The sequence below is a fragment of the Tautonia plasticadhaerens genome (genome assembly GCF_007752535.1).
In the GTDB taxonomy this organism is placed as follows: Bacteria; Planctomycetota; Planctomycetia; order Isosphaerales; family Isosphaeraceae; genus Tautonia; species Tautonia plasticadhaerens.
The window spans coordinates 131,926-140,537 of the sequence record NZ_CP036428.1 but is presented as its reverse complement, the minus strand read 5'-3'; the positions used below and the strand labels follow the sequence as shown (position 1 = coordinate 140,537).

6 protein-coding genes are annotated in these 8,612 nt (G+C 66.2%); 2 read left to right on the top strand and 4 right to left on the bottom strand.

The window, feature by feature from the left end; all coding sequences use genetic code 11:
- Nucleotides 1-755: 755 nt before the first annotated feature.
- The 3 genes from ElP_RS36150 to ElP_RS36140 all read right to left on the bottom strand — a co-directional run bounded on the left by ElP_RS36150 (nucleotide 756) and on the right by ElP_RS36140 (nucleotide 3,564).
- Nucleotides 756-2,036, bottom strand: a complete 1,281-nt coding sequence (locus ElP_RS36150) for an ISKra4 family transposase (protein WP_145279680.1) — start codon at nucleotides 2,034-2,036, stop codon at nucleotides 756-758.
- A 496-nt stretch (nucleotides 2,037-2,532) separates the two neighbouring features.
- Nucleotides 2,533-3,072 carry a transposase gene (locus tag ElP_RS36145; protein WP_197447201.1) on the bottom strand — a complete coding sequence of 180 codons (540 nt, stop codon included), beginning with the start codon at nucleotides 3,070-3,072 and terminating at the stop codon, nucleotides 2,533-2,535.
- Nucleotides 3,073-3,129: 57 nt separating this feature from the next.
- Nucleotides 3,130-3,564, bottom strand: a complete 435-nt coding sequence (locus ElP_RS36140) for a winged helix-turn-helix domain-containing protein (RefSeq protein WP_197447200.1) — start codon at nucleotides 3,562-3,564, stop codon at nucleotides 3,130-3,132.
- 110 nt (nucleotides 3,565-3,674) lie between these two features.
- Between ElP_RS36140 and ElP_RS36135 the strand changes: the two genes are divergently transcribed.
- On the top strand, nucleotides 3,675-4,673 hold the full coding sequence (locus ElP_RS36135) for a tyrosine-type recombinase/integrase (protein WP_197447199.1): 999 nt from the start codon (nucleotides 3,675-3,677) through the stop codon (nucleotides 4,671-4,673).
- A gap of 132 nt (nucleotides 4,674-4,805) precedes the next feature.
- Here the strand turns inward: ElP_RS36135 and ElP_RS36130 are convergent, their stop codons facing one another.
- Nucleotides 4,806-5,354, bottom strand: a complete 549-nt coding sequence (locus ElP_RS36130) for a hypothetical protein (RefSeq protein WP_145279676.1) — start codon at nucleotides 5,352-5,354, stop codon at nucleotides 4,806-4,808.
- Nucleotides 5,355-5,833: 479 nt separating this feature from the next.
- Here ElP_RS36130 and ElP_RS36125 point away from each other — a divergent pair, with 479 nt between their 5' ends.
- Nucleotides 5,834-8,422: a protein kinase domain-containing protein gene (locus ElP_RS36125; RefSeq protein WP_197447198.1), complete on the top strand. Its 2,589-nt coding sequence runs from the start codon at nucleotides 5,834-5,836 to the stop codon at nucleotides 8,420-8,422.
- The last annotated feature ends 190 nt before the right edge of the window (nucleotides 8,423-8,612 follow it).

Below are 8,612 nucleotides of genomic sequence, written 5' to 3'. Positions count from 1 at the left end.
CGGAGAACCTCGCAACAACTCGCGGCCCAGTTGTTGGTTTTCTGGCAACGTTATCCAGTTACAGAGTTTACCCCAAAAAAATCTGTTATCCAGCAAGGACTTACGCCGAATTTTCGGCCCCGGATCACGTATAACCCGGCCCCGGATCACGTAGGGACCGGCCCCGGATCACGTATAACCCGGCCCCGGATCACGTAGGGACCGGCCCCGGATCACGTTTCGTCGGCCCCGGATCACGTAACCGGCCCCGGATCACGTATTGGCCGACCTCCTCCGCTGTTGGGGGAGATCGGGAGCCGGCCCCGGATCACGTATTACATGTGGGCCAGTTTCTCCCATGCAGCTACTCGGCCCCGGTTCACGTATCTGCCACGTCCACCCACGCCGTCGGTCGGCCCCGGATCACGTATCGCCCTGGGCTCTCGGTCGCCTGGACCGGCCCCGGATCACGTATTGCTTGGATGGCCGACGGCGACGAGTCGGCCCCGGATCACGTATGGCCCCGAGTCGCGCCGCCATCCGGCAGGATGGTTGGGTTGGAGCCGCAGGCGGGTCGAACCAGACGCCGCGCATGAGGGGCGGCGAAGAACAGGGCGAACTGAGGCTATGTCTAGCGAGGGGACAGCGAGAAGGGGTATAGAAGGCGTAGGGCCTGGTTACCGGGATATCTACATCATTCCGATATCACATCGACAGCCCGGGGCCGTGGGTGCGGCCGGTAATTCATGTGAAATTCACCCTGGCCGGCATCCCCGTCACGCCGCCACCGGGAACCCGCTGCGGTCGACCCGCGACCAGAACTGCGCCCAACGCTCCGGCGTGTACGCCAGGCTCCGCACCGCCAGCACCGCCGCCGCGCCACGCTCCTTCCACCGCATCCCCGAGCCGCAGAGCCGCTGCTTGACCAGCACCTTGCACGCCGCCTCGGTCATCCCGCTGCCGATCGGGATGTGCTCGGCGACCAGCTCCGCGTAGGCCATCCGCCCGCCCTTGAGCTGGTTGCGGAAGTACGTCAGCGCAGAGTCGACCTCCGCCGGCAGCCGCTTGCGGACCAGGGCCGCCCCCCGCGTCTCCAACTCGGCGATCAGGGCCCTGGCCGCCCCGGGTTCGTGCTTCAGCCGGTGGCACCACGAGTCGATCCACGGCCGTAGCCCCGTCGCGTCGTCGGGGAACAGCGGGTCGGCGGCCGCCCAGAGGTATTGCGTCGCGTGGAAGAAGTCCACGACCTGCACCTCGGTCTTCAGGTCCAGGTACAGCCAGTTGTCCCGGGCCCCGTCGGCCACCCCGACGTACCGCGCCTCGGGGTAAGCCGCCTTGACCCGGTCGATCTCGCGGTCGAACCGCTCGAGGAACGTCAGCTTGCCGTACTCGGGCGTGGCCGCGGTATAAATGGTATGCAGCCGCTCGCCGTCCTTGTCGTAGAAGCCGATCGAGCCGACCATCGCCTCGCGCCAGCCGTCCTCGCACATCAGCAGGCACGTCCCGTCCAGGCCGATGGTCACCGTCGCCACCTGAGCGTCGAGGCGCGGCAGTTCGTACTGCCAGTCCTCCTCCTTGGCCAGGGCGACCGGGGCCACCGCATCGGCGACGTCCCGGACGAAGGCCTTGGCCACCCGGCGGCCGTGGTTCTCGGCCAGGTCCTCCAGCACTCGGCCGGCGCCGAACTCGGCGTACTTGTGGGCGATCATCCGGGCGAAGCGCGGTGTCGATCTGACGACGCTGCGGGCGTCGCGGTCCAGGGGGCAGTAGGTCTTGCCGCCCTTCGATCCCTGGTAGACGTGCCGCTCGACGGTGGCGACGCCGTAGGGGGTCTGGTATTGCTTGTGGACCTTGCCCATGGAGGTGAGCTTCAGCGGCCCGAGGTGGATGGGGGCGCCGTCGGCGTCGAATCGCGTGAGCGCCTCTTCGGTGGCGGCGACGCCGGCCCGGTTGGGGGCCTCCGGGATGGCCTCCTCGGCGTCGAGCATCGAGTCCTTGCAGGGCACCTCGATCTGGAGGACGAAGCCGGAGTCGATGCGGCAGACGACGGCGGCCATGGTGCGGGCTCCGGGGTGCCGGTTCGAGGTGCGGCGGAACCCCCACGATAATCGTCAAGATCCTCGACTTCTACATGAATTGCCGGCCGCGCCCGGGGCCGTGTGACATAGGTTCTATTATCGGACCGTGCGGCCCCCGGCCGGGAACACGGCGGGACGCCCCTCCGGGCCCCGCGAGACGGCCCGAGGGCCGGTCGCTGTGACTGCATGCAGGATGCCGGATCGCCCAAAATGAATCGCGCCAGAGAGCGGACAACTTACCAGGGAACTTCCGGCTGCTGGATCGGCTGCTGACGCAGGTGGCGCGGATCCTGGCGCTCAACGGTCTGGCGAGGGTGACGCGCGAGGCGGTCGAGGCGGCCCGCGAGGTCCTGGCCATCGGCTTGGCGTAGCACCGGATCATGGTCGGCCGACCGCCGTGACCCTGAACGGGGGTTGGAGACGCCCCCCCTGCCCGGCCGGATTACTGACACCAGCACGGCGAACGAGACGCCTCCTACAGCTGGAGTGGGATCTCGGCATGGCGGATGAACGAGCCCAGCAGGTCCGGCCTGCCTCGCAAGGCCGACAGCTCGCTCCAGAGGCAGGAGCGAAGCTCGTCCGTGTCCTCCGGGGCGTAGTTCGGAAGCCGGTGGTACTTGGTCCAGCCCCAGACCCCCTCGTCGGGGTTCGCATCCGGGGCGTAGCCGGGGAAGTCCTCGGCCTCGATCCCCGGGTGCTTCCCCAGGTATGCCTTCACCACGCTCGATCGCCGGTGGATCTTGCCCTGATCCCAGAGGATCGTCATCGGCCCCCGGATCTCCCCCCGCAACTGGGCGAGGAAGGCCGCCGTGTCCTCCCCGTGGGCGTTCGTATTGTCCGGCAGCAGCCGGAAGTAGAGGTTGGGCCGCCGCCGCACCGGGCTGACGGTGACGGCGCTGATGGCCGAGATCCGCCCCTTGCGATGCCACGCCTCGACGATAGGCGTCTTGCCCCGTGGCGCATAGGTGCGGCGGACAACCGGCGTCAGCTGGGAGCCCGACTCGTCGAGGAACACCAGGTGCGCCTTGCGGGCCTCGGCCTCCTCGATGATCCGTGGCAGCTCCTCGGCCCTTCAGCGGGCGATCTTCGCCTCGTTGCGCTGCCGGGCCCGCTTCTGCGGCCTCTGGCTGCTCCGGTTCAGCCGCCGTCGGATGAGCTTGCGGGCGTGCTCGACGTGGTAGATGACGCCGAAGCGGCGGCGGATGACCTCGGCGACCCGGTGGGCACTCCAGAGGTCGTTGGGCCAGCCGTGGGCCCTGGCCCCCCGCAGCAGCAGGCCCTCCAGCTCCTCGATCTGCTCGTCGCTCAGCCGGGGCGTCGGGCCGGGGTGCGGCCTGGCGGCCACTTTGCGGGCATCCTCCCGGTCGGCCTTGAGCCAGGTGTAGACGGAGGAGCGACCGCAGCCGAGGAAGTAGGCGACCTTGGCGGGCGACTCGCCCCGCTTGACCAGCTCCACGGCCCGGCGACGGCGACGTTCCAGTTCGTCTGCGGTTCCGATGGGTCTCATGCCCATACTACGAACGGAGCCGCTCTACCGTTCAGTTCGCCGGGCTGGAGTCAGTAATGATAGAAAGGACATTGTGTGCGCTAAACATCGGAGCATGGGGCCCATCCACGATGAGCGATTCGACCGAGATTGTTCTGCACCCGGGACACGACCGGGCGCCCGCCCGACGCCGCCGGGCCGACGACCCGGCCGGGCCGCCGCCGGCGATCGTCGCCGCCGCGGGCCCCGGGGCCGAGTTCGCCTGGGACGAGTTCTTCAAGGGCCAGCTCGCCAACGCCTACACCCGCCGCAACTACGCCCACGCCGTGCGCCACTTCCTCGCCTGGTGCGATCGACCCGACCGGCAGATCCCGCTGGTCCGGATCACCCCCGGCCACGTCGGCGACTACCTGGCCGGCCTCCAGCTGGCGACCCCGACCAAGAAGCTCCGCCTCGCGGCGTTGAGGAAGTTCTTCGACCTGCTGGTCGTCCGCCACGTCGTCATCCTCAACCCGGCCGCCAGCGTCCGGGCCGAGCGGTACTCGACCGTCGAGGGCAAGACACCCGAGATCGGCACCGCCCAGGCTCGCAACCTTCTCAAGTCGATTGAGGCCTCGGACGTCGTCGGCATCCGCGACCGGGCCATCATCGCCGTGCTGATCTACACCGCCGCCCGGGCCGGCGCCGTGGCCAAGTTGACCCTGAAGAGCCTGCGCCATGACGGCACGCAGTATTCCTTGCGGTTCGCCGAGAAGGGCGGCAAGGCGCGGGAGAGCCCCGTGCGGCACGACCTGGAGCGTCTCCTGCTGGCCTACATCGAGGCCGCCGGGATCACCGAAGGGCCCCTCTTCCGGCCTGCGTTCCGCCGGACGAAGAAGCTGACCGCCAGGGCGATGAGCGGCATCGACATCTGCCGGATGATGAAGCGCCGACTCAAGGCCGCGGGGCTGCCGGGGCAGTTCTCGCCCCACTCCTTCCGCGTGGCGACGGTCACGGACCTGCTGGAGCAGAACGTGCCGCTGGAGGACGTGCAGCACCTGGCCGGCCACGCCGACCCGCGGACCACCCGGCTGTATGACCGCCGGCGGCGGAAGGTGACGCGGAACATCGTGGAGCGGATCTCGATCTGATCGGCATCATCCCAGCCTCGGGATAGCAGCTGGATAAGGCAACCGCCAGAGCGATCTCGGCGGAAATCTTCAGAGAAGACAAACGCCGTGGCCTCGTGCCACGGCGCTCGCTGAAGACGGGATGTACCTGCATCACTGAGGAAGGGACACGCCAGCATCCAGCATTTCGGCCAACTGGGCGGCCATCTCGTCGACGATCGTCTGGGCGCTCTCCTCCCAGCTGCCGACCCGCCAGCGCTGGAGCTCGCCGATGCCCTCGGCGAAGTCGACCTCGATCCCGGTGGCCGTCTCGATCACTTTCTTGACGACCTTGCTCCCCGACCCGATAGCCCAGTTCTCCTTGAGCCCTCGGTACTTGATGCGGATAATGTCGCCACGCGGCGCCTTGCCCTTCTCGGCGACGATCTTGTAGTACACCACGTCGTTCTTGCTGACGATGCGGTGATGGAAGCTGCCCTCGAAGGTCTTGCTCATCGCGGTCTCGATGATGACCTTCTTTCCCGAGCCGTCAGTGCCGATGGGCTTGAGGTCGAACCCATGCTTGCCCACCTGGACGCCCTTGACGTGCTTGCCCTGAATCGACAGTGCGACCGCCTGCTGGAGCGTGAGCCGTTCGTCCGCCGAGGCGACGCTGACGCTAACGACCAGAAGATACGTCACTGCCTGGAATGCCTTGTGCACGATGCATCTCCCTCGTTGATTGGTCCGGGGCGCGTTTACGGGCGATCGCCCACGCGGCGAGCTGCTGCCGGACGGCCCGAGCCAGTTTGAGGAACAGGGCGTTCGACCTGGTGTGGGCCTCATTCCCTGCTCCGCCACCATCACCTACCCGGGGTGTGACGCCCCTCGAACCTTCTCGACAACAGGCCGTGGCGTCTTGTTTCGCCGACCTCCACGCTCGTGCGGGCAAAGATGCGCCGGGCGGCGCTGACCAAACCTGCCGGGCATATGGATCTCAACCGGCACTATCGTCAAGGCGGGACATCGAGACGAGTCGTCCAACGGCGAGGGGTCGGCGTGCCCGGGATGCCACTAGCAGGAACCGGTCCCTGGGGCGAGAATGTCCCGGCTGGCTCCGTTTGGGTCGCGCGGCAAGGTTTGGCAATCTCCCTGCTAGGCATCCCAATCCATGCTCAACCGTCGTGGCTGAGGGAGGGCTCATGAGCCGCCAATCCAGTGACGGCCCCCCTCGGGGCAGAGACCTCGACGAGCCAGACGAGGACGCCCCGGGCCCGAACGATCGCGGCCGAGTTGCGCCTGAGGCCGATGCCCTGGATCGGTTCGGCGTTCCCGGGAATCCCGGACCGCACCCGTCGATCGAATCCGCGATTGGGTGGTCGGGCGGCCCGTGTGGCGAGCTCCCGCCGCCCGACGGGTCGCAGAGGGGGCCTGACCTTCCGAGCCTTGAGGAACTGAAACGAATCCGGGAGGAGGATAACAGACGCCGCGACCTGGAGCCGCCGGACCTCCCCGGGCTGGTCGTGCTGGGCCGCATCAGGGGCGGTGGCATGGGGGTGATCTGGCGCGTCCGCGACCCAGAATTCGATCGCCTCTTGGCGGTCAAGGTCCTGAGGTGGAAGCTGATGGAGCCGGACAGCGCCGGCCGGACTACCGGCGTGGAACGGTTCCTCGCGGAGACCCGGATCACCGCGCAGCTGGCCCACCCGTTCATCATTCCGGTGCACGCGCGAGGATGGCTCCGCGACGGTCGGCTCTATTTCACGATGAAGCTGATCGAAGGGAAGACTCTCGATGCATTGTTCGCCGAGCAGTCGGACACCGAGCGACGGCGGATAGAGTTCGTCCAGAAGAACTTCGTCCCGATCTGCCAGGCAATAGCATTCGCCCATAGGCAGGACATCATCCACCGGGACTTGAAGCCCTCGAACGTGATGGTCGGCGATCACGGCGAGGTGCAGGTCATGGACTGGGGTATCGCCAAGAACCTGGCGGATCCCGGGGATTTCGGAATCGAGAAGCCAAGTGCGGCCGACGCCCCCGAGCAGGAGGAGGGCGATGTCGATTCCCGATACCGCACTCGGCCCGGGAGCGTCCTGGGGACCGCATCATATATTTCGCCGGAATCGGCCCTCGGTAACATCGCCCAGGTAGACAAACGAACAGACGTCTTCGGCTTGGGAGCGATCCTTTGCGAGATCCTCACCGGGCAACCCCCCTACGACGGGGATGACGAGGAAGCGATCCAGCAACAGGCGGAGCAAGCCCAGCTAGGACCGGCGATGACCCGACTTCGCGGATGCCCTGCCGAGCCGGAGCTGATCGAACTGGCCACGCGTTGCCTGGCCCCGGACGCGGCCGACCGGCCTGCCGACGCGGAGGAAGTCGCGAGCGCCCTGGAGGCCTGCATCTCCGGGGTCGAGGCAAAACTCGAGACCGCCAAATTGGCCCGGGTTGCTGCCGAGACAAAGGCGGCCGAGGAACGGAAACGCCGAAAGCTGGCAGTCGCCTCGATGGCTGTGGGATTGCTCCTCGTCGCGATCGCTGGGACCGCGGCCTGGCTGTGGCAGAGAGAGCGCGATTACAACGCGGAAGCGGCACGGATCGCCAAGGCCGAGGCGCAGGAGAGCGCGGACAGGGTGGCTCTCCAAGTCGACGGGGCTCTCCGAAACGCCACGACCTTTATGGAACCGGGCTGGAAGCAGACTGGGGACCTTGAGCTCTGGCGGTCCAGCCTGGAGAAATCGCTAGGAGAGCTAGATCAGGCTCAGAAGTTTCTGGACATGGGTCCAGAGGATGACGCGCTCCGCCAGCGGGTACTCAAAGCGCGAAATGAATGGGACAAAGCCAACGACGCGCTGCGTTTCCACGTAGACGTCAACAAGTGCATGGCTAGAATATTCGAGGGAGGCACCCGCCCAGAAGCCTACCATGAGGCCGCGAGCCAGGTTGATGCCATCTTTCGCAAACAGGGGATTGATCTCTTCAACGCTCAGACACGTGGTCACACCATCGCATGGGTGCGCGATCATGGAGCGAGCACCCAACTGAGGATCCTGCTGGCCGCCCGCTTCTATTGGACGCCGCTCAGCGAGTTCTGGAAGAAATCCTATGTTTTCGGGCTCCTCGTCGAGCTCGACCCGACCCAGAGTGCGAACTACACCAAGTGGTTGTACGCGCTCATTCGAAAGGATGGCCCCACTCTGGCATCCCTGGCCGATGACCCGGATGTGGCCAAACTGCCAACGGGCGGCAAGGTGCTGATGGGGGTCGCACTACAATGGGTCGGCATGACAGACGAGGCGGCTCGGTTCCTGGAAAAATGGCAGGCGCACCACCCGGACGACTTCTGGCTCAACTATTACCTCGGGATTTGCTTACTCCAGACCGAGCCGCCGCGGACGGACGAGGCCCTGCGCTACCTGACGGCCGCGGTCTCAATCTGCAAGGAGGATTCGGAAACCTATTCGAAGACCTACAACAGCCTGGGAATTGCCTACCGCATGAACGCGGACCCGGACAAAGCCATCTTCGCGTGCCGTCGAGCGATCGATCTCGACCCGGAGGCATTCATTCCCCGTGAGAACTTAGGCAGACTCGTGCATGGCCAGAAAGACTGGGAAGGCGCCCTGACTGTCTTTCGCGATGCCAAGAAACGTGTCGCCTCGAATTCGCCCGAGGCGCGGCGCGTGGACGAATGGATTCGCCACCTTGAGCGCGATATCGAGCGAAATTCCCACCTGCCGTCCCAGGCCGGAGGTCACGAGTCCCCGAATGCCGCCAAGAATTGAGTCGTGCCCTTCAGCGAGCCGAGTCAGTTCGTCGTGACCATGCGTATCTCAGACACTCGATCCGAGAACGTTGCAAAGAACTTGAGGAACTGCTCGTACGGCACGCTGGGCAACAGCAACAAACTGGGCCCAGAGTAATCCACCCCGCGGGGGGTATCTGACGTGGGGAGCGTGGAGGACACGTTACTCA

Excerpts from the sequence above, each read along its gene's own strand:
- ElP_RS36135 (WP_197447199.1), top strand. The coding sequence starts at position 3,675 with ATGAGCGATTCGACCGAGATTGTTCTGCACCCGGGACACGACCGGGCG.
- ElP_RS36125 (WP_197447198.1), top strand. The coding sequence starts at position 5,834 with ATGAGCCGCCAATCCAGTGACGGCCCCCCTCGGGGCAGAGACCTCGAC.
- ElP_RS36150 (WP_145279680.1), bottom strand. The coding sequence starts at position 2,036 with ATGGCCGCCGTCGTCTGCCGCATCGACTCCGGCTTCGTCCTCCAGATC.
- ElP_RS36140 (WP_197447200.1), bottom strand. The coding sequence starts at position 3,564 with ATGAGACCCATCGGAACCGCAGACGAACTGGAACGTCGCCGTCGCCGG.